Source organism: Neobacillus sp. KR4-4, from assembly GCF_042136325.1.
Lineage (GTDB): Bacteria > Bacillota > Bacilli > Bacillales > Cytobacillaceae > Neobacillus.
Genome location: NZ_JBHHJU010000022.1, coordinates 41,754 through 59,689, shown reverse-complemented (window position 1 = coordinate 59,689; position 17,936 = coordinate 41,754). Strand labels below are relative to the sequence as shown.

Here is a 17,936-nt window from a genome sequence, read left to right as displayed (position 1 = left end):
GTGTCCATCCGTCGTGGAAAACTTGAGAGAGTGTCTTTTTGCGGTGCCTGACACCAAATTTGGGGGGAATGTAGGTTGTCAATTATTGAAGCGTTTGATGTGGATAAGGCGTTTAATGGGCGTGATATTTTAAAGGGTGTTTCTTTTTCGATTAAGGAAGGTAGTATTATTGGTCTGCTTGGACCAAATGGGGCTGGAAAGACAACGATGATTCGTTTGTTAAATGGAGTAATTAATGCTACGAGCGGTAAGATGAGGGTAATGGGATATGACCCTCAAACAGAGGGTGATGAAATTAGAAAGAGGGCGGGGATTGTAACGGAGAGTGCCGCCCTGTACCATGACATGAGTGCCTGGGATAATTTGGTCTTCTTTTCTAAAATCTATAATGCCTATGACCCCAAGCGTATCACTCATCTACTTGAGCAATTTGAAATGATTGAAAAGAAGGACCATTTGGTGGGCACGTTTTCAACGGGGATGAAAAAAAGAATTACCCTAGCAAAGGCCCTGCTACATAAACCTACGCTTTTGTTCTTGGATGAGCCTACAAATGGGTTAGACCCTGAAGGGATAAACGATGTGATTCATTACCTGAAAAAAGTAAATAAGGAAGAAAAGGTCACGATTGTCATCTGTTCACATGTTCTGCACCAACTGGAAACTATTTGTGACACCTTCCTATTTTTAAAGGATGGTCAAATCGTTGAGAAGGGAACTAGAAGTGAATTAGAGGATCGATATTTGACGAATGTTACTTTATTGGTTGAAACTGGTCTCTTACCAATCGACTCTAAGACATATAGGGGCTTTGCTTACATTAGAAAAGATCGGCATAATATTGAGTTTAATCTTCCCTCAAAAAATGAAATACCAGCTCTACTTAAGAGTATTTTAAGCGAAACGTGGATTCATTCGTGTGAAATTACCAATAGAAGTTTGGAGTCTTTATATTTTAAAATAAGGGGTGAAAAGCATGAATAAGAACATTATTGCTGCCGTCGCTCAAAAAGATATTAAGAATACTTTTTCTTCCAAAAAGATATGGGTACCAATGATAATCCTACCTTTATTTCTATGCATTTTTCTCCCAGCAATATTTGCGTATGTTGGTCTAAATACAGAATTAATTGGGGAATCCTCAAAAGATTTAGAAAAACCAATCAATGCCATCATTAAGAACTTTCCGAATGAAGAGTTAAGAAATACCCTATCTGCGCTTCCCACACTTGGTTACAAATCGGTTTATTTTTTCTTAAACTTTATGATCATCCCGTTTTTCTTAATGTCTGCTATTATCAATTCTATGGTTACTTCTTCGAACAGCTTTGCAGGGGAGAAGGAGAGAAATACATTGGAAACTTTATTATTTGCTCCGATCACAGTTTCTGAATTGTTTTTTGGCAAGGTGATTGCATCCTTCATCCCTACAATCGCCATAACGTTTGCAGCTTTTTTACTAAATGCCGTGATTGTAAATCTAATTACTTATCGGATTTTTAATGAAATTTTATTTATGAATTCAACCTGGTTACTTTTAATGTTTTGGGTGATCCCAGCCTTAGTAATTTTTAATATTGTTTTGAATGTGCTGGTTTCCGCCAGAGTAAAATCTTTTCAGGAAGCACAACAATTTGGCGGTATTATGGTGTTACCTGTCGTCGGCCTTATTATCAGCCAAGTTAGTGGGCTTTTCTTCCTAAGTCCACTAACCTTATTCTTAATTGGAGTTGGTTTACTGGTGGCTAATGGAATCCTACTTAAAATCATCACCAAATTTAACCAGAGAAACACCCTTTTTGAAAGCCAAATTCACTAAAATCCGCATTTGTCTCCCTGGGGTGCACAAGTGTCTTTGTGTGGTGCCTGACACCAATCTTTTTTGCGAAAATTTTTTTGGTTTTTTTGAATAAAGTGTTTGAATTTTTAGAAAATTAACTGTATAATTAGAAAAAACGTAAGGAGTTGATTTCCATGGAAAAGAAATTACTTAATTCACCACAACATTCGGATGAGAATACAGATGCTGTTGTTGCAGAAATGTTTCTAAAAAATGCCCTGCTAGAATTTAGACGGGAGAAAATCCGCAAGGAAATCGACCACACATTACTAAACGGGGATAAGGAACTATTCCTAAAATTAACAGAAGAGCTAAAAAAGATTTCTTAAGTTATCGATTAACGGATCCTATTATTCTAAAAAGAAGCCTATCCAATATATGGATGGGATTCTTTCTGTTTACATATAAATGAATGTCATTAACAATAATCTAATTTTATAAATGATTCAAAAAAACTAGGAACTTATCCAATGGGATAGGTTCCTTTATTCGGGGATTCCTCACAAGTTTTGTTCTCAGTTATTATCGTCATCACCGCTGTGTCTGTTTTGATGAGCGCCGTCATCGGTTTTATTATCGTCATCACTATCGTTATCATCATCGTGCTCAACACTAACAACTTTTCCAGTTTCAGCATCGATCCTTACCTCTGCTTCACCCGTGTTCGTGATTAGCTCTACTTTATATTCCATTCTACCATGCTCAAATTCTTGTTCAATTTCATCAACTGTTCCATTTACTTCACTAAGTGCAATCTCTGTTGCCTTTTCCACCGTTATTAAATTAGGATTTGCCGCTGCTGTACTATTGCTGTCATCAGATTCCACTTTAATAGTTGTTTGGCCTTGGTCATTTCCATTTACATTTGTACTTATTTTTTTATCTTCCTGATGGATAGAGTCCTCAGCTCGTGTATCATTTTTTGAAGCCCCCGCTGCAACGGCACCGCCCAAGATTAATAACCCAGATAATGCACCAACAATAAATTTATTTTTCATTAATAATTCCTCCTTTGTGTTTGTTTACTACACTTATAGAATATCCAGTGAAGATTAGAGCAAAAGGGGGAATAACATTAGAAATTAATGAGAATTATCATTAGGTAAACTATCTGTTCTTTACTTTAGTCATCATCTTCCTTTTTATCGTCCTTGCCGCGTTGTTTAGAATCATCACTCTTATCATCATCATCATCATCACTACTGCGATCGTCCCATGAAACGGATATAACATTGCCTGTAATGGAATGTATTTGTACAATTGCTTCTCTGTCATCTTGTGTCTCAATTTCGACCAGGTAGTAGGTTTGTTCGCCTTTAGTCTCCAGCCAAATATGTTCAACAATCCCATTCACTTGTTTTTTTGCAATATCGCGAGCCTCTTTCTCGGTAAGCCGCCTAGAGGAGGTATTGGTTTGAGTAGTAATGGAGGAAAGAATCTTTCCTGTAAGTGCATTCACTGAGAGTGTAGTTTGATTATTTCCTTCTTTTACAACAGCCTTGTAAATCGTTTCGTCCTCATTGACTATTTTTTCAAAGGATGTAATCGTTCCTTTAACCTTGGCTAAGATGATTTTTCTAATTTCATCTTCTGATTTAAATGTAACCTCTGGTTCATTAAGAGGTGGAGACTTCGATTCTTTTTTGACAAATGAAAGGACTTTTCCAGAAATCGCATTTAGTTCGATCTGATAAATAGTATCCTTTTTCTCTAAATCTATATGGTATTGCTTGTCAGTTAAGTTAATTTGAATAACAGTTCCCTGATAGCGGTCCTGGACAAGTTTTTGCGCTGCCTGTTTTGATAGAATTTCAGCCGATGCTTCGGTCGGACCGAATCTTTGCCAACTAAAATAAATGAGAAAGGCAAAAAAAAGAAAGCCTATTATCACCCAAATCCCAGTTTTTTTCTTCATAATATCACCTCACCACGTTAAGTACATTTATTTTCTAATATGAAGATTAGAAAATGCTGAGAAATGGATTAATTTTTAGTAGTTTTAATAAAAAGAGTTGCCGTGGTTCCAACTCCTTCTTCACTTTCAAGGTGAATCCTGATACCAATGGCGTCAGCAATTTCCTTTGCTAAGGATAAGCCAAGTCCAGAACCGCCTTTTTTTCTAGTTCTTGCTTTATCAACACGGTAAAAACGGTCAAAGACCTTTGGCAGTTCATCTTTTGGGATGCCGATTCCCTTGTCGGCCACACTTATAAATGCCTCATCATGCATTATGCCGATATTAACTGTAATGGCATCATCACTATATTTCCGTGCATTATCCAGAAAGATATACAGCAGCTGCTTTAGTTTCCTTTCATCCGTAACAACTGTTTTCTGTAATTTTTTCTGCTGAAAATGTATTTCTCTATTATAAGCACTTTGAAAGGCTTTAACCGTTTGCAGCATAAAATCACTAAGATTAAGCTCAGCCTTTTGGATATTCCACTGCTCGTGATGCTTAGCCAACAGTAACAGCTGTTCAGTCATGTCTTTCATGCGAACTGCTTCGGAGTGAATCGCTTCAATCGATTCGGCAAAAAGCTCCGGTTCCTTTAAACCTCTCCGCTTTAAAAGACTTGCATAGCTCTCAATAATGGTTAAGGGGGTTTTAAATTCATGAGACGCATTTGAAACGAACTGTTTTTGTTTTTCGTAATTTGTCTCAAGTAAATCAATCATATGGTTAAAGGTTTCTCCCATTTGATAAAGTTCATCCTTTGATTTTCCATCAAGCGTCAGCCTCTTGAAGCGGCCGCTCTGTCTAATTTCTTTCATAGTCTTAATCATGGATGTAACAGGGTTGGTAATCAGTTTACTAAGAATCCGGCTGGAAACAACTACAGGAATTAGTGCTAGAAGTGTCACCAAAATCAAGACAAGCCTCAGAATTTTTAAGTTATCAGTTGCCGGCTGAATGCTTTTAGTCACTTGAAGATTTGCCACACTTCCATCAAGCAAAATAATAGGCATTGACTCAAAGGTATAAGACTTTTTTTGAAAAACAATAAAAGTACTAACTTCCCCTTGGTGAAACTTGGCTTTTCGTCCAATTAAAGCCTGTTCTGTGGGGCTTGTAACTGTTGATAAGGGTTTGTTATTTTCTGTGACAAATTGGATCATTCCATTGATAGGGACGTAAGAACGTAATAGTTCTCCCTCAGATATAGAGCCAAGTGATTTCCCAATATCATTTGTCGTTTTTTCCATTTCCTTTGCGGAGGTGTTTAATTCACTGTTGAGAATTAATTTGTTAAAGGTGTAATAAACCGATAGATTCATCACGATTAATAAGGCGGCAAATAACACAGCAGTATAAAAATTTATTTTATTACTAAGTTTCATTTAGCTTCCTTTAAAACATACCCGACACCACGGACAGTATGAATTAATGCGGGCTTATTCTGCTGTTCTAATTTTTTTCTGACATATCGAATATAAACATCCACTACATTTGTGTCACCGATAAAGTCATATCCCCAAACTGCTTCCAAAATTTGATCTCTATTTAATACTTGCCGCTTATTTGTTAATAAATAAACCAACAAATCGAACTCTCTAGGAGTTAATTCAATTTCATCTTCTCCACGAAAAACTTCCATTGTTTTTGGATTTACTTTGAGGTCAGCAAATATTAATAAACTTCCGTCTTCCTGAGGATGCTCTACAGATTTCACCCTTAAAGCAGCACGGACCCGTGCTAACACCTCTTCAATTTGAAAGGGCTTTGTTATGTAATCATTTGCCCCATAATCCAGTCCTGACACTTTATCTTCAACCGAGCTTTTGGCAGTTAGTAAAAGAACAGGTGTAACTTGGTCATTTACCCGAATCCGCCTGAGCAATTCAATTCCGCTAATTCCAGGCAGCATTACATCAAGTAATACTAAATCCCATTTCCCCTTCTTGTATGCTTCAAATGCTTCAAGACCATCCATTACCTTTGTTACCACATATCCTTCGTACTCAAGTTCGATCTCAAGAAGCCGAGCGATCTTTTCTTCATCTTCAACCACTAGAATGGTTTCCTTTTTCATAATTGATCCCCCTAAGAAATTGAATATTACTAATTTATTACACTTTTCCATAGCAGGGTGATAAATTCCTTTTATTAATTGAAAAAATATCGACCTGCAACTTCACAACAAGAGTGGTGCCTGACACCCTTTTCAAGTATGATGAAAAAAGAGAAAAGTTAAGGAGTGAATTGGTTGACACAACTACATTTATACTGTAAGAAAATTCCTTTTACTAATTCAAGGTTTTTCAGTCAATATCGTGTATTGGCTGAGGAAAACACCCATCATGTGTTGTTGGAAAGCGGCCGCGGCGGGCGTTATAGCATTGCTGCCCTTCAGCCTGAGACGATAATAAAAGGGAAAAACCATATGCTTGAAATTCAAAATGAAAATGGTACCGAGAAACAAGAAGGAAATCCATTACACTTATTGATGGAATATATGAGCCGGTATCATGTTGATAAAATAGAAGGGCTTCCTAGTTTCCTGGGAGGTGCCATTGGATACATAAGCTATGATTACGCTCGTTACATTGAAGTACTTCCAGAACTAGCATCAGACGATTTAGGATTGCCAGAAATCTACTTTTTTATTGTGAAGGAATGGTTTGTCTTTGATCATAAAGAAGAGATTTTGTGGTTTATGTTTTTAGCTGAAAATGATCAGGGGATGGAAGAAAAAATTTCCTTATGGGAAAATCAATGGATTCAAGATATCCCTTCCATTCAAACAAAAAAGCCTAGAGAAAGTAACAATAATAATCTAGAGGTTTCAATGACCGAAGATCAGTTTAAACAGGCTGTCACTAAGATTCAGCAATATATTGGACAAGGCGATGTATTTCAGGTGAATCTAGCCGTCCGCCAATCAAAACAGATTGAAGTAGAAGCACTTGAAGTGTATGAACAATTAAGGTCCTTAAATCCATCTCCATATATGGCCTATCTGCATACGCCAGACTTTCAACTTGTAAGCGGGTCACCAGAACTACTCGTGAAAAAAGATGGACAAGTGGTAAGTACCCGCCCAATTGCAGGTACTAGGTCGAGGGGGAAAGACCACGAAGAAGACATCCAGCTTGCTAATGAATTAATTGAAAATGAAAAAGAGCGTGCGGAGCATGTGATGTTAGTGGATTTAGAAAGAAATGATCTTGGCAGGGTATGTAAGTATGGGACCGTCGAGGTCAATGAATTTATGGTCATTGAAAAGTATTCACATGTCATGCATATCGTCTCCAATGTAAGAGGAGAATTAGCGAATGACAAATCAAGTTTTGATATTATTGATTCTGTTTTCCCTGGAGGGACCATAACTGGTGCACCTAAAGTCCGTACAATGGAAATAATCGAGGAACTTGAGCCCGTTCAAAGAGGAGTGTACACCGGTTCGCTTGGCTGGATTGATTTTAGCGGCGATTTAGAATTAAACATAATTATCCGCACCATGCTTGTTAAAGATGGGATGGCACATGTGCAGGCAGGAGCAGGAATCGTTATTGATTCTAATCCAAAGCATGAGTACAAAGAATCAATGAAAAAAGCAGCGGCACTATGGAAAGCGAAAGAAATGGCAGAGGAGGTAGAGAAATGATATTTATGATAGATAATTACGATTCTTTTACCTTTAATTTAGTGCAATATTTAGGTGAATTGGGAGAGAAATTAGTGGTTAAGCGAAATAATCAAACATCGATTGAAGAGATTGCAGAACTACAGCCTGAATTCTTAATGGTGTCTCCAGGGCCATGCAGTCCAAATGAAGCAGGAATCAGCTTGGACGCGATTCAAGCATTCGCAGGGAAAATCCCAATATTTGGTGTGTGCCTAGGCCAGCAAGCAATTGCTCAGGCTTTTAATGGCGATGTAATTCGCGCGGAAAGGCTGATGCACGGGAAAACATCCGATATGTATCATGATGGAAAGACAATTTTTCAGGGCTTGCCAAATCCTTTTCCGGCTACTCGATACCATTCCTTAATCGTCAAACGAGAGACATTGCCGGAATGCTTTGAGATTTCCGCCTGGACAAAAGAAGGAGAAATTATGGCAATCCGTCATAAGGAGTTACCAATTGAAGGAGTACAGTTCCACCCAGAATCTATATTGACTACCTCAGGAAAGGATCTTTTGAGAAACTTTGTCCATCATTATAAAAATATCGTTGTGCAAAAGGGTCATTAATTATGGTGATATATATAAACGGACAATTTTTAACAAAAGAAAAGGCAGTGCTTTCCCCGTTCGATCATGGTTTTTTATATGGCATGGGGTTATTTGAAACGTTCCGGGTCTATGAAGGACATCCTTTCTTACTGGATGACCATTTAGAGCGACTTAATCAAGGATTAGAAGTTCTAAACATCAACTATCGTTTTGAGCGAGAAGAAACGAATAATATCCTGCAAGAATTATTAAAAGTAAACCATTTGAACAATGCTTACCTAAGGCTAAATGTTTCAGCGGGGATTGGGGATATTGGTTTACAAGTAGAACCGTATATTAACCCAAACATTCTTTTTTTTCCTAAACCATTACCTCAGGCAGGGGACTTAACGGAAAAAAAAGCGGTTTTATTGGAGTTGAGACGAAACAGTCCCGAAGGAAGTGAACGTCTGAAGTCCCATCATTTTATGAATAATATTCTTGCAAAAAAGGAAATCGGACATGCTGTGGATACAGAAGGGATTTTCCTTAATGAGAAAGGGTGCATAGCAGAAGGGATTGTCTCTAATATCTTTTGGGTAAAAGGGAATTGCTTATACACCCCTTCCGTACAAACGGGGATTTTAAATGGGATTACACGCCAGTTTGTTTGTGAGTTAGCGAAGAAACATAATTTGAGTGTAGAAGAGGGGCTTTATTCCTTGGAACACAGCCTAGAAGCCGATGAGATGTTTGTTACTAATTCCATTCAAGAGATCGTCCCCATTTCTACATTGGAAGGACATGAATTTCCTGGTAAACGAGGCCAGATAGTACAACTATTGCATCGTGAATATCGCCATTATTGTAAAAGTCTGTGGTCAAGGCATGGATTAAGGAGTGAATAACTTTGAAAGAAAAAATACTCGCTGAAATCCAAAAAATTGAAGAGCAATTTGAAGTGAAAATCTGTCTGGCCGTCGAATCTGGGAGCAGGGCATGGGGATTTCCTTCTAAGGATAGTGATTACGATGTTCGGTTCATTTATGTCCAAAAAAAGGACTGGTATTTGAGCATTGATCAAAAGCGAGAGGTGATCGAACTTCCAATTAATGCCCTCCTTGATATAAATGGCTGGGAAATAAGAAAGGCGCTCAAACTGTTTAGGAAATCCAATCCGCCGCTGATGGAGTGGCTCCATTCGGGAATTGTTTATTATCAAGCCTTTTCTTTAGTAGATAAATTGAAGGCAATCCAGAATCAAGTGTTTTTACCGCAATCCGCCCTCTATCATTACTTAAATATGGCAAAAGGAAATTTTCGCGATTATCTCCGTGGAGATCATGTGAAAATTAAAAAGTACTTTTATGTCCTTAGACCCGTTTTAGCATGTATATGGATTGAAAGATACAATACGGTCCCGCCAATTGAATTTCAAACATTGGTAGAAGAGCTTCTTGAAGAGGGTCAGTTAAAGCAGGAAATCCTTATGTTGCTTGAAAGGAAAATCAGTGGGGATGAACTTAATCTTGAGCCGAAGGTTAATGCCATAAATGACTTTTTAGAAAAAGAAATCAATCGGCTTGAGGAATACGCGAAAACCCTTAAAGTATCCAATGAGGATATGACCCCGATTTTGGATAATCTATTCCGAGATATTCTTGATGAGGTTTGGGCATAATCATCTCAGTCTCAAAAAAATATAAATTACTTTGTGAGCCACTTTATATCAAAAGTGGCTCATTGTTTTATTTAAATATTAGCGGTTGATAATTGTTAGAGGGATAAAAATTCATAGTTTCTGCAAATTTTTGTTGTAGAATACCATTTGAAATATAATTTTAGGAGGTAAATATGAAAAGTAAAAGATTGGTGGTAGGATTTGTTTCTTTGTTCTTAATGCTGATGTTGACTGCGTGTGCTAACAATAGTAATGAGAAGAGTTCTGATGAAAATAAAAAAATGGACCATAATAGTACGAATATGGATCATATGAAACACTCAAGTTCGGGTGAGATTCCTACTGGTTTAAAGGAAAAAGCGAATCCAAGCTATAAAGTGGGAAGTCAAGCTATTATCAATGTAGACCATATGGAAGGCATGAATGGTGCTAAAGCAACAATAGTGGGAGCATATGATACAACAGCGTACGTGGTTTCTTATACTCCGACAACAGGTGGGGAAAAAGTGAAAAACCATAAATGGGTGATTCAAGAAGAAATTAAGAATGCAGGTAGTGCATCATTAAAACCTGGAACGGAAGTTATCTTAGAAGCAGACCACATGGAAGGTATGATGGGTGCTACTGGGACAATTGATTCAGCAGAACAAACAACTGTATATGTGGTTGATTACACTCCGATTGATGGAGGAGAAAAAGTTACAAATCATAAGTGGGTATCTGAAAGCGAACTTTCAACTAAATAAAAGGTATATATATATATTGATTTAGGTGATTAAATGTACAGTATATTAAGTCAATTTAGCTCATTTGTTAGTAAACCGTTTTCCAATATAGCCTATAGTTTAGAAGCATGGCCAATAGTCTTTGCGTTTATTCTAGGACTTATTGGGGCTCTTGCACCTTGTCAGCTAACTGGTAATATTAGTGCTGTAACAATTTATGGTAACCGTTCTATTCAAAAGAAAATCGCTTGGAAGGATGTTATCTTTTTCACTTTCGGTAAAATAGTAGCATTTTCTTTATTAGGTGTTTTGGTGTGGCTGCTTGGAAGGGAAATGGAACAAAATCTCACCATATATTTTCCATGGATTCGGAAGATTATGGGGCCATTATTAATGATAGTTGGGTTATTTATGATGGGTTTTATTAAATTAACAGGAACATTAAATCTATTAAAGGGATTAAATGAATACAAGAGTGAAAATCCATTCGGCTCTTTTATGTTAGGATTTAGTTTTTCATTAGCATTCTGTCCGACTATGTTTGTACTTTTCTTTGTCACCTTAATGCCTGTCGTATTGTCTAGTACTTATGGGTTTATTCTACCTCCAATATTTGCAATTGGAACTGCAATTCCACTATTGATTTTTATTTTTATCATTTGGTTCCTCGGCGGTAGTGGAGTGATAATGAAAAAAGGGAGAAAGTTTGGAATGGTGATACAAAGGATTGCCGGTATTTTGATGTTTCTCTTAGGAATTTTTGATACATTAACTTATTGGTCTTTATAAGAATAACAACACAAAAAGTAAAGTAGTAAAGGAGAGCCGTTTTGGTTCTTCTTTTTTTTGAGATTTTGGGCTATAGTAACAAAAAATTGAAGTCAGATTTTACAAATCAATGAACAAATGAACAGAAAATCAATACTCCATATTATCTCCAACAAAAATGCATACAATCTGCAAATTTCCCCATTACATTAAACATATGAACATTAGATACAAAAATAGCTTTTTGGAGGTGGAAAAATGAAGAAACTATTTTTATTTATTTTTGCATTATCATTTATCCTTTCATTCGATGTAAGGGTATTTGCAGATGAGGGGCATTCTCATACCCCCAATTTAAAACAAGCAACAGAGAATCTAAAAAAGGAAACATCCGTTGGTGATCATGCCACTATGGATCATGACAGCAGAACCGATATGGAGGGAATGGACCATGAAAGTGGAACCGACATGGAGGGAAGTGGTGATGAAGATCACGATCATCATGGACCAGTGGTTGAATCACCACCAAACTATAAAGTGTTAAGTACATATGGGGCAGTGAATCTATCATTTGTCCTAATAGGTGTCTGGAATAGATGGTTTAGACGGAAGGGAGATGTAAACAATGGCAATGCCTGAGAAAAACTTACCAGAAAAGGAACCTTTTGATCTCCTATCTATACCAGTTGTGAAAAAGTTTGTGAAAACCAAATGGTACCCAGGAATCTTTCAATGGATTGTTATTTTCATATTTTCCATCATAGTTTACGAATTAGTAATGGGTACCGTGGATCCGAGTAAAAATTTTGGTACAACGATGACATGGGTGTTATGGTGGCCGATTATTCCAGTTCTATTTTTACTAACCGGACGCTTCTGGTGTGCGATATGTCCGTTCGGTAAATTAAGTGATATTGTTCGTAAATTTGTTGGCAGCAAGCGACCGATGCCTAAGTTTTTAAGGAAATATGGAATTTGGTTGATAGATTTATTCTTTATTGCCATAACTTATAGTGACCATGTGTGGGGAATTGTAGAGTCGCCAAGAGGTTCAGGTTACCTATTGCTTTTACTCGTAACCATGGTTGTAGCCACTTCTGTTTTTTATGAAAGAAGAACCTTTTGTAAAACACTCTGTTTCCTTGGTGGTCTTGCTGGAAACTATTCACGCTCTGGTGCATTAAACGTACAGGCGACTCCTGATATTTGTAAAACCTGTAAAGTCCAATCTTGCTACAAAGGAACCGAGGGTGTTGAAGGATGCCCAATGTTCCAATTTCCTAAAACAATGGAGTCCGGTGCAGAATGTAATATTTGCGGAAACTGTGTGAAAAACTGTCCAAGCAATTCGGTTAAAATTACAACTAGAATTCCTACAAAAGAATTGTGGGGATTAAAAAATCCGAAGCTTGAGCATGCTTCTCTAGCTGCTGTTATTATGGGTATCGTGTTCGTACAAAATATAACCATGCTTGAACCATGGCAGGATATACTGAATGCAATTGGTTCTGTGACTGGTACAGAAAACTATGTTGTGAACTTTACGATTGCCTTTATCATTGCCATGGCATTACCAATTTTTTTAATGTTAGGTACTGCAAAACTAGCATCACTACTTGGAATGGAAGGTTCAATCAAAAAGAACTTTACTCGTTTTGGCTATGCGATTATTCCTTTGGATCTTGCTGGTCATCTGGCTCATAACCTATTCCACATCTTCACAGAAGGGAAGGCAGTATGGTTTAATTCAATCCGATTATTTGGAGTAGATACTAACCCAGCAAGTTTAAGTCTCGCCTCAACTCCAACCGTACAAATGATTCAGTATATAGTGATATTAATCGGGTTGGTAGGTACTTGTTATGTGGTGTACAGAATGGGTAGAGGCAAAATGACATCTTTTAAAGCTATGCTGCCATATTACGCGCTTATGACTGTCCTAGCAATCACAAATATTTATTTATTCTCCTTACCTATGATGCATAGAGTTTGATGTAGGATTAAATAATGCCTTATTTATTATAAATAATTTTAAAAAGGGGAAGGGATTATCAAAAACCTATTCTGAGGTTTTTGATAATCTCTTCCTTTTATGATTATTACTTGCAAACCAAACTTTTTAAGGATAATTATAAATAAAAATTCCTCAATAACCGTAAAAGTTCAACAATTAGTCACAAGTTGGTCTAGAAAAGATATTGTTATTAACCCTATTTATCATTATCATTGTATCGACAGTAGAAACTATTTTTCATAAAGTTTAGTTATTACAACAATGATTTTGGTGATAAGGGTGTGATGGGTTGCAAACAAAACAGAAGATAAGTACATTACTACTAATCTTTGCCCTGTTTCTATTTTTATTTCCGTCTATTTCTTCGGCGCACGCCTACATAAAAAAGTCTACACCATTAGAAAATGAAACAGTTGAAAAGGCACCATCCGAGGTTATGATAAAATTTGATGAATCAATCCAACCGGCCTTTAACTCCATAAAAGTGTTTGATTCAGAGGGGAATCGAGTCGATAAAAAGAATGGCCGAATTGATCCAAAACAACCATCTATCTTAACGAGTGGATTAAAGAATGGCCTTCCCGATGGATCCTACCGGATTAAATGGAAGGTGGTTTCAAGTGATGGCCATCCGGTCGAAGGTGTCATTCCATTTCAGGTTGGTGATGAAGGTCAAAATTCAGCAACTTCCAATAAGGTAACAAAGGGTTACAAGCCCAAGGCCGATCTAATCGTCATTCGTTGGCTTCAATATTTTAGTAATGCTTGTTATGTCGGGCTAATCTTTTTTTATATGATGGTCATGTCCTATAAATTAAGGGAGATAGAATCAGTTGAAAAGAAGTTCCGGAGACTAATTAATGCGAGTCTAACCCTCCTATTCTTTAGCCTTTTATTAAGTTTGCCACTACAGGCATCGATTGAATCTGGATTCCCATGGAGTGAAGTGTTCAGCTTTCCATTAATTGAAAATGTCTTAATGAATACGAGTTATGGGCATTCATGGATTATTCAAATCGCTCTCCTCATTACGCTTGTTCTACTTACCTCTTTCATGGGGATGGCAGAGAGCACGAAACGAATCATTTTGTGGGCTTGTTTTATTCTAGGAAGTGCCTTGCTATGGACAAAGTCTATGACAAGTCATGCCGCTTCCCAATCAAATCAATTTTTACCGATTGCAATGGATTTCCTTCATTTATTCGGCGCATCGATTTGGATTGGAAGTTTAATTGGTTTTATCGGCTTCCTTTCATTAAGAAAAAATACGGATTTCAAACAGGATTATCTTAGAATGATAAAAAACTTCTCCAAATGGGGCTTAATTATTGTTCTGCTCTTAACCTGTACAGGAATATATAGCAGCTTATTATATATTCCCAACCTTTCAGCCCTGGTCCAAACAACTTATGGACAGGTATTAATAGGTAAAGTTAGTTTATTTGTCCTAATGGTAGTGCTTGCTGGGGTGAATTTTCTTAAAGGAAAAAGGGGTACTGCAAAGGGATTAGGGACTCCCATAAAGGGTGAACTTTTGACGGGTCTAATCATCCTTATTCTTTCGGTCGTGTTAACCAATTTACCAACAGCCATGCAGTCGCCGGGGCCGTTCAAGGAAACCAATATAGTAAATGAGGGCAAGCAAATTACACTGGCAGCAACCCCAAATATAATTGGAACGAATTTATTTGAAGTTACATTAAAAGATAAAGCAGGACAGCCCATCAAAGATATTGAACAATTACACCTAACGTTTACAATGCTTGAAATGGATATGGGAAAAGAAACGGTTAACCTAGCAAAAACGGCAGAAGGAAAGTACGGAGTAAAGGGTTTACATTTTACCATGGCTGGAAAGTGGAACGTACATGTACACGTTTTAACAAAGTCATTAGAAAGTATCGATACAGATTTCAACGTTTTAGTGGGAAGCCAATAAAAACATTCGAGGAGAGTTAACAATGAAAAAAATGATTGGCAGAATTTCAAAAGTATTTATTCCGGCAGTAATCAGCTTATTTATCTTTTCAAGTATGGCAAGTGCTCATGTCACAGTAATGCCAAAAACATCTTCAACAGGCGCATGGGAAACTTATACTTTAAAAGTGCCAGTTGAAAAGGATGTAGCCACCACAAAAGTAACGGTCAAAGCACCAGCTGGTGTAGAAATTATGTCTTATCAACCCGTTCCAGGCTGGACCTATTCATCTGAAAAGGATGCTAGTGGTAAAGTAAAAACATTTACCTTCGAAACAACTGGGGAAGGGATTTTAAGTGGTCAATTCCAACAATTTGTATTTGTAGCGAAAAACCCGGAAAAGGCAACCAAAGCTGCTTGGGATGCTTTTCAATATTACAAGGATGGCAGTATAGTCGAATGGACCGGTGGGGAAGGGTCTGACGCACCCCATTCTATTACAGATATTGTAACTACTTCCAACACAGACCAACATAGCAGTCAAACATCAGAACATAGTGATAAGGCACAAACAAAGGATAACTCAAAAACGAAAACAGAAGTGACTGAAAAGAAAACAGAAACATCTACATCTTTATCACTAATTTTATCGGGTTTAGCAGCGTTACTCTCATTCGCTGCACTGATTATTGCAATCCGAAAAAAATAAAAAGAAAATAGAAGATGCCGTGTGCATCTTCTATTTTTTTAAAAGGTTAAAATATGGTGGCTTCCTGGTCTTATTCATAGGGCAATATCTTGAGCTCGGCGTTTATTCTTAGTGATTGTTTCTACTAATGCCTTGAATAGCTTTAGAGAATGATGGAAAATTGGACTTTGAATGAATGTATAAAGGAAAGTAGCTATAAAAACAGGACCACCTAACAATAAACCAATCAATAATACTATGCTTTCTACCGTAATGCGAGCTTGACTAACTGATAACTTAGTTTTATCAGAGATGGATAACATAAAGCCATCTCGAGGACCCGCACCGATTCCTGCTGCAACATACATCCCGCCGCCGACCCCTGTAATGATGATTCCACAGAGAAGAATGAGGTAATCAACCCAAGTATCTGTTGCTTTTGGAAGAATATCTAACCAGAGGAAAAAGTCCATGATAGGTCCAATACATAAGGCATTAAGGATAGTACCTATGTTAATATAACTCCTCGCTACAAAAATAGAAATAAATATCAGGATCAGTCCGCATATGACACCCCAAGTTCCAATGGTTAAACCAAAATGTTCAAATAGCGCAACATTCAGTACCTCCCAAGGATGTAGGCCCACATATTTTACCTTAACGGCAATTGCATTTCCTAAGCCAAAAAAGGTTAGTCCTGCAAAAAATAATAAATACTGAACCAGCTTCATTTTTTAGTTACCCCCACATAAAACCTTTTATCTGAATATTAAAACCTATCTTAAGATTCTAAAGTATGATTGAATAATAATCAATGATTATATTGATATATAGAATTGAATTCATTAGATTGATATAATTTAAATATGTTAGAATAGTTAAATTTTTCTTAGGATAGAGGGGATATCTATGCATCTCGTTGCATCAGAAAAAGTAAAAAAAATGTCGGCTAGTATTTTTCAAGAGATAGCTAATCGAAAACTGAAAGCTATCAAAGCTGGTAAGGATGTCATTGATTTAAGTGTAGGAAGTCCAGATTTTCCACCGCCGTCTTTTGTTGTCGATACATTGATTGATTGTGCTAGTGATTCAAGCAAATATGGCTATACCCTAACAGGGATACCTGAATTTAATCATGCCGTAAGTTATTTTTATAAGCAAAGATATGCGGTTGACCTGAATCTGAAGTATTGCAGCTGATGGGGTCTCAGGATGGTCTTGCTCATTTGGCTTCGGCAATCATTAATCCTGGTGATTATGTATTGGTACCGGATCCCGGGTATCCCATTTATGAGGCAAGTGTAAACATTGCAGGCGGGATTATCTATCCGATGCCGTTATTAGCTGAAAACAAGTTCCTGCCAATGCTAGAAAAAATCCCGCTAGATGTGCTGGATAAAACCAAAATGATGATTATCAGTTATCCTGGTAACCCTGTAACAGCTTTAGCTGATCAGTCATTTTTTGACAAGGTAGTTACCTTTGCTAAGCAGCACAATATTTTGGTTGTTCATGATTTCGCGTATTCTGAGTTGATTTTCGATGGGAATCGACAGCTTAGTTTCATGTCGGTCCCTGGGGCAAAAGAGATTGGAATTGAATTTAATTCCCTATCAAAAACCTTTAATATGGCAGGATGCCGGATCGGGTATGTCGTCGGCAATGAGCAAGCCATTGATATCTTGGCTTCATTTAAATCCCATATTGATTATGGAGTCTTTTACCCGATTCAAAAAGCAGCAGTAAGGGCATTAACTTCAGATTTTGCTTTTCTTAAAACACAGGTGAATGAATATGAGCTGCGTCGCAATGTATTGATTTCTGGGCTTGAAAAAAGTGGTTGGCAAGTTGCCAAGTCCCCAGCAACCATGTTTGTGTGGGCAAGCATCCCAGCAGGATGGAAATCCCGTGAGTTTGCCTTTGAATTAATTGACCAAGCTGGAGTGGCTGTCATTCCTGGTGATGCGTTTGGAAAACTGGGTGAGGGTTATGTTCGGATTGCTATGGTGCAACCACCAGAACGACTATCCCAAGCGGCTGAAAGAATTCATGAATTCCTAATGGAATATTCAAGAAAGAAGTAAAGTAACATCATACGTAATGGTGATTTTTTGGGCAAACTCCTTCTTGCCTCTTCTATAA

At 37.3% G+C, this 17,936-nt stretch carries 20 protein-coding genes; 15 read left to right on the top strand and 5 right to left on the bottom strand.

What is annotated here, in order from left to right; genetic code table 11:
• Window positions 1–75 precede the first annotated feature (75 nt).
• The 3 genes from ACE198_RS19825 to ACE198_RS19815 all read left to right on the top strand — a co-directional run bounded on the left by ACE198_RS19825 (window position 76) and on the right by ACE198_RS19815 (window position 2,169).
• The gene (locus ACE198_RS19825; RefSeq protein ID WP_375376786.1) at window positions 76–984 is read left to right on the top strand and encodes an ABC transporter ATP-binding protein; all 909 of its coding nucleotides are present in this window, start codon (window positions 76–78) and stop codon (window positions 982–984) included.
• Window positions 977–1,819 (top strand): ABC transporter permease subunit, encoded by an 843-nt coding sequence (locus ACE198_RS19820; protein WP_375376785.1) that lies wholly within the window; start codon window positions 977–979, stop codon window positions 1,817–1,819. The genes ACE198_RS19825 and ACE198_RS19820 overlap by 8 nt, the downstream gene beginning before the upstream one ends.
• Window positions 1,820–1,974: 155 nt before the next feature.
• A complete protein-coding gene (locus tag ACE198_RS19815) occupies window positions 1,975–2,169 on the top strand; it encodes an IDEAL domain-containing protein (protein ID WP_098572509.1) in 195 nt (64 codons plus the stop codon).
• Window positions 2,170–2,355: 186 nt separating this feature from the next.
• On the opposite strand, the gene ACE198_RS19810 is transcribed toward ACE198_RS19815, so the two are convergent.
• The 4 genes from ACE198_RS19810 to ACE198_RS19795 form a co-directional block, all read right to left on the bottom strand.
• Window positions 2,356–2,838 (bottom strand): PepSY domain-containing protein, encoded by a 483-nt coding sequence (locus ACE198_RS19810; RefSeq protein ID WP_251456373.1) that lies wholly within the window; start codon window positions 2,836–2,838, stop codon window positions 2,356–2,358.
• Between the two features lie 125 nt (window positions 2,839–2,963).
• The gene (locus ACE198_RS19805; protein ID WP_251456371.1) at window positions 2,964–3,755 is read right to left on the bottom strand and encodes a PepSY domain-containing protein; all 792 of its coding nucleotides are present in this window, start codon (window positions 3,753–3,755) and stop codon (window positions 2,964–2,966) included.
• Between the two features lie 68 nt (window positions 3,756–3,823).
• On the bottom strand, window positions 3,824–5,182 hold the full coding sequence (locus tag ACE198_RS19800) for a sensor histidine kinase (RefSeq protein ID WP_375376784.1): 1,359 nt from the start codon (window positions 5,180–5,182) through the stop codon (window positions 3,824–3,826).
• Window positions 5,179–5,874, bottom strand: coding sequence for a response regulator transcription factor (locus ACE198_RS19795; RefSeq protein WP_375376783.1), 696 nt, complete (start codon window positions 5,872–5,874; stop codon window positions 5,179–5,181). Before ACE198_RS19795 ends, ACE198_RS19800 begins: the two co-directional genes overlap by 4 nt.
• A gap of 174 nt (window positions 5,875–6,048) precedes the next feature.
• On the opposite strand from ACE198_RS19795, the gene pabB reads away from it, so the two are divergent.
• The 10 genes from pabB to ACE198_RS19745 all read left to right on the top strand — a co-directional run bounded on the left by pabB (window position 6,049) and on the right by ACE198_RS19745 (window position 15,815).
• Entirely contained in the window at window positions 6,049–7,449 is a 1,401-nt protein-coding gene (gene pabB / locus ACE198_RS19790; protein WP_375376782.1) for an aminodeoxychorismate synthase, component I, read from the top strand.
• Window positions 7,446–8,039 (top strand): aminodeoxychorismate/anthranilate synthase component II, encoded by a 594-nt coding sequence (gene pabA, locus ACE198_RS19785; RefSeq protein WP_375376781.1) that lies wholly within the window; start codon window positions 7,446–7,448, stop codon window positions 8,037–8,039. Before pabB ends, pabA begins: the two co-directional genes overlap by 4 nt.
• A gap of 2 nt (window positions 8,040–8,041) precedes the next feature.
• Window positions 8,042–8,908, top strand: a complete 867-nt coding sequence (gene pabC / locus ACE198_RS19780) for an aminodeoxychorismate lyase (protein ID WP_375376780.1) — start codon at window positions 8,042–8,044, stop codon at window positions 8,906–8,908.
• Window positions 8,909–8,910: 2 nt separating this feature from the next.
• Window positions 8,911–9,681, top strand: a complete 771-nt coding sequence (locus ACE198_RS19775; protein WP_375376779.1) for a nucleotidyltransferase domain-containing protein — start codon at window positions 8,911–8,913, stop codon at window positions 9,679–9,681.
• A 173-nt stretch (window positions 9,682–9,854) separates the two neighbouring features.
• The gene (locus tag ACE198_RS19770; protein WP_375376778.1) at window positions 9,855–10,427 is read left to right on the top strand and encodes a YdhK family protein; all 573 of its coding nucleotides are present in this window, start codon (window positions 9,855–9,857) and stop codon (window positions 10,425–10,427) included.
• Window positions 10,428–10,460: 33 nt separating this feature from the next.
• Window positions 10,461–11,195 carry an urease accessory protein UreH domain-containing protein gene (locus tag ACE198_RS19765; protein ID WP_375376777.1) on the top strand — a complete coding sequence of 245 codons (735 nt, stop codon included), beginning with the start codon at window positions 10,461–10,463 and terminating at the stop codon, window positions 11,193–11,195.
• 237 nt (window positions 11,196–11,432) lie between these two features.
• Window positions 11,433–11,813 (top strand): hypothetical protein, encoded by a 381-nt coding sequence (locus ACE198_RS19760; protein WP_375376776.1) that lies wholly within the window; start codon window positions 11,433–11,435, stop codon window positions 11,811–11,813.
• Window positions 11,800–13,167: a 4Fe-4S binding protein gene (locus ACE198_RS19755; protein ID WP_375376775.1), complete on the top strand. Its 1,368-nt coding sequence runs from the start codon at window positions 11,800–11,802 to the stop codon at window positions 13,165–13,167. Before ACE198_RS19760 ends, ACE198_RS19755 begins: the two co-directional genes overlap by 14 nt.
• Window positions 13,168–13,477: 310 nt before the next feature.
• On the top strand, window positions 13,478–15,127 hold the full coding sequence (locus ACE198_RS19750) for a copper resistance protein CopC (protein WP_375376774.1): 1,650 nt from the start codon (window positions 13,478–13,480) through the stop codon (window positions 15,125–15,127).
• Window positions 15,128–15,158: 31 nt separating this feature from the next.
• Window positions 15,159–15,815 carry a YcnI family copper-binding membrane protein gene (locus tag ACE198_RS19745; RefSeq protein WP_375376807.1) on the top strand — a complete coding sequence of 219 codons (657 nt, stop codon included), beginning with the start codon at window positions 15,159–15,161 and terminating at the stop codon, window positions 15,813–15,815.
• 74 nt (window positions 15,816–15,889) lie between these two features.
• Here ACE198_RS19745 and ACE198_RS19740 read toward each other — a convergent pair whose 3' ends face one another.
• A complete protein-coding gene (locus ACE198_RS19740; RefSeq protein WP_375376773.1) occupies window positions 15,890–16,525 on the bottom strand; it encodes a YczE/YyaS/YitT family protein in 636 nt (211 codons plus the stop codon).
• Window positions 16,526–16,703: 178 nt separating this feature from the next.
• Between ACE198_RS19740 and ACE198_RS19735 the strand changes: the two genes are divergently transcribed.
• Window positions 16,704–16,994: a hypothetical protein gene (locus tag ACE198_RS19735; RefSeq protein ID WP_375376772.1), complete on the top strand. Its 291-nt coding sequence runs from the start codon at window positions 16,704–16,706 to the stop codon at window positions 16,992–16,994.
• On the top strand, window positions 16,994–17,878 hold the full coding sequence (locus ACE198_RS19730) for an aminotransferase class I/II-fold pyridoxal phosphate-dependent enzyme (protein WP_375376771.1): 885 nt from the start codon (window positions 16,994–16,996) through the stop codon (window positions 17,876–17,878). Before ACE198_RS19735 ends, ACE198_RS19730 begins: the two co-directional genes overlap by 1 nt.
• Window positions 17,879–17,936: the final 58 nt, after the last annotated feature.

Excerpts from the sequence above, each read along its gene's own strand:
- ACE198_RS19820 (WP_375376785.1), top strand. The coding sequence starts at position 977 with ATGAATAAGAACATTATTGCTGCCGTCGCTCAAAAAGATATTAAGAAT.
- pabC (WP_375376780.1), top strand. The coding sequence starts at position 8,042 with ATGGTGATATATATAAACGGACAATTTTTAACAAAAGAAAAGGCAGTG.
- ACE198_RS19795 (WP_375376783.1), bottom strand. The coding sequence starts at position 5,874 with ATGAAAAAGGAAACCATTCTAGTGGTTGAAGATGAAGAAAAGATCGCT.
- pabA (WP_375376781.1), top strand. The coding sequence starts at position 7,446 with ATGATATTTATGATAGATAATTACGATTCTTTTACCTTTAATTTAGTG.
- ACE198_RS19810 (WP_251456373.1), bottom strand. The coding sequence starts at position 2,838 with ATGAAAAATAAATTTATTGTTGGTGCATTATCTGGGTTATTAATCTTG.
- ACE198_RS19730 (WP_375376771.1), top strand. The coding sequence starts at position 16,994 with ATGGGGTCTCAGGATGGTCTTGCTCATTTGGCTTCGGCAATCATTAAT.
- ACE198_RS19760 (WP_375376776.1), top strand. The coding sequence starts at position 11,433 with ATGAAGAAACTATTTTTATTTATTTTTGCATTATCATTTATCCTTTCA.
- ACE198_RS19770 (WP_375376778.1), top strand. The coding sequence starts at position 9,855 with ATGAAAAGTAAAAGATTGGTGGTAGGATTTGTTTCTTTGTTCTTAATG.
- ACE198_RS19800 (WP_375376784.1), bottom strand. The coding sequence starts at position 5,182 with ATGAAACTTAGTAATAAAATAAATTTTTATACTGCTGTGTTATTTGCC.
- ACE198_RS19735 (WP_375376772.1), top strand. The coding sequence starts at position 16,704 with ATGCATCTCGTTGCATCAGAAAAAGTAAAAAAAATGTCGGCTAGTATT.
- ACE198_RS19755 (WP_375376775.1), top strand. The coding sequence starts at position 11,800 with ATGGCAATGCCTGAGAAAAACTTACCAGAAAAGGAACCTTTTGATCTC.
- ACE198_RS19745 (WP_375376807.1), top strand. The coding sequence starts at position 15,159 with ATGATTGGCAGAATTTCAAAAGTATTTATTCCGGCAGTAATCAGCTTA.
- ACE198_RS19765 (WP_375376777.1), top strand. The coding sequence starts at position 10,461 with ATGTACAGTATATTAAGTCAATTTAGCTCATTTGTTAGTAAACCGTTT.
- ACE198_RS19805 (WP_251456371.1), bottom strand. The coding sequence starts at position 3,755 with ATGAAGAAAAAAACTGGGATTTGGGTGATAATAGGCTTTCTTTTTTTT.
- ACE198_RS19815 (WP_098572509.1), top strand. The coding sequence starts at position 1,975 with ATGGAAAAGAAATTACTTAATTCACCACAACATTCGGATGAGAATACA.
- ACE198_RS19740 (WP_375376773.1), bottom strand. The coding sequence starts at position 16,525 with ATGAAGCTGGTTCAGTATTTATTATTTTTTGCAGGACTAACCTTTTTT.